The organism is Clostridium sp. AF34-10BH (genome assembly GCF_003478095.1).
Lineage (GTDB): Bacteria > Bacillota > Clostridia > Lachnospirales > Lachnospiraceae > Acetatifactor > Acetatifactor acetigignens.
In genome coordinates, this window is sequence record NZ_QUEC01000074.1 from 1 (window position 1) to 1,170 (window position 1,170).

A 1,170-nucleotide genomic window follows, 5' to 3' on the forward strand; every position below is an offset into this window, starting at 1 on the left:
TTTCTGCATTCCTTATATCATTCAAAAAATTTATCATAATTACCCTCACAAATCCCGATTTCTCAGTTTCAAAAACTGGAAGTTGTTAGTTGTTTGGAATCACTTCTCCATTTTCATCTAAAAGATAGATTGCATAAACCGTTCCTATCTGCAATGGATCACTTTCCATTACATCACCATTAAATACAACACGGATATTATCATCTACATTCAATTCTGGTGCTCCTCCTGCTGATACTACATCTTTTGTAACAGAAAATTCCTCATCAACAGAAATCCCACTATTAAATGCTTCTATACACCTAACATCAACATATTCTTTATTTACTTCCAAAACTTTTGCATTAAAATATGCTTGTTCTGCTTCATTTTTACATCCAGACAACGCTACTATACAGCCCAATACTGCTAAAATAGATAACCACCTTTTCATACTCAACACCTCTTTAAATCCCGATTTTTCGTTCTCTGCGCCTTCCCAATAAACGGGAAGTTGGTTACTTCTTGTAGTTCATTTTCTTACTTAATACCCCAAACAAAGCCAATAAAAATATTCCTATTCCAAGCAATACGCCAGCCACTTTCATTAATTCATTGTTTGTATACTCTGTATCCGGAAGAATCCCATACTTGTAATAAGAATAACTAACATGGTCTGTGGTATATGCAGCTATGGAATCTCCTACATCATATTCCGAATATACAAATTCCGGTACTTGCATTCGCTTGTGATAATCATTCACTTTTCCATTGTTGTAGTAGAAGAAATAATTCTGAGATATTGTATCAGCCGAAGCATCTTCAGCCCTTTTACCTGTAATCACAATATCCTCCATATAATAATCTTCTCCCAGTACCATCTCTTCCATTTGTGTATTAAATGCTTTAGATGTCAAAAGTATATTTATCAAGACTGTAATGAAAGATATACTTAAAATAATGAAACAAATCCAAAACAAAATTTCCTTTTGCTTTCCACTTAATAGTTCTTTTAATTCTTGATGCTTAACCAATTTATTACTCATTCCATAATACCTCTAAAGTACTTTTCCTTCTTCCTTCCCTTCGCCCAAGAAGTGTATCTCACTCAAAGAACTCGGGCAATCCCGATTTTTCGTTCTCTGCGACTTCCCAATAAACGGGAAGTTGTCAAACAGCGTTCGTTGTTTC

2 protein-coding genes are annotated in these 1,170 nt (G+C 34.4%); both read right to left on the bottom strand.

All coding sequences use genetic code 11. The features are described from left to right. Window positions 1-85: 85 nt before the first annotated feature. Entirely contained in the window at window positions 86-433 is a 348-nt protein-coding gene (locus DWZ61_RS19400) for a hypothetical protein (protein ID WP_118540118.1), read from the bottom strand. A gap of 64 nt (window positions 434-497) precedes the next feature. After that, entirely contained in the window at window positions 498-1,025 is a 528-nt protein-coding gene (locus DWZ61_RS19405) for a hypothetical protein (RefSeq protein ID WP_117465323.1), read from the bottom strand. Between the last annotated feature and the right edge of the window lie 145 nt (window positions 1,026-1,170).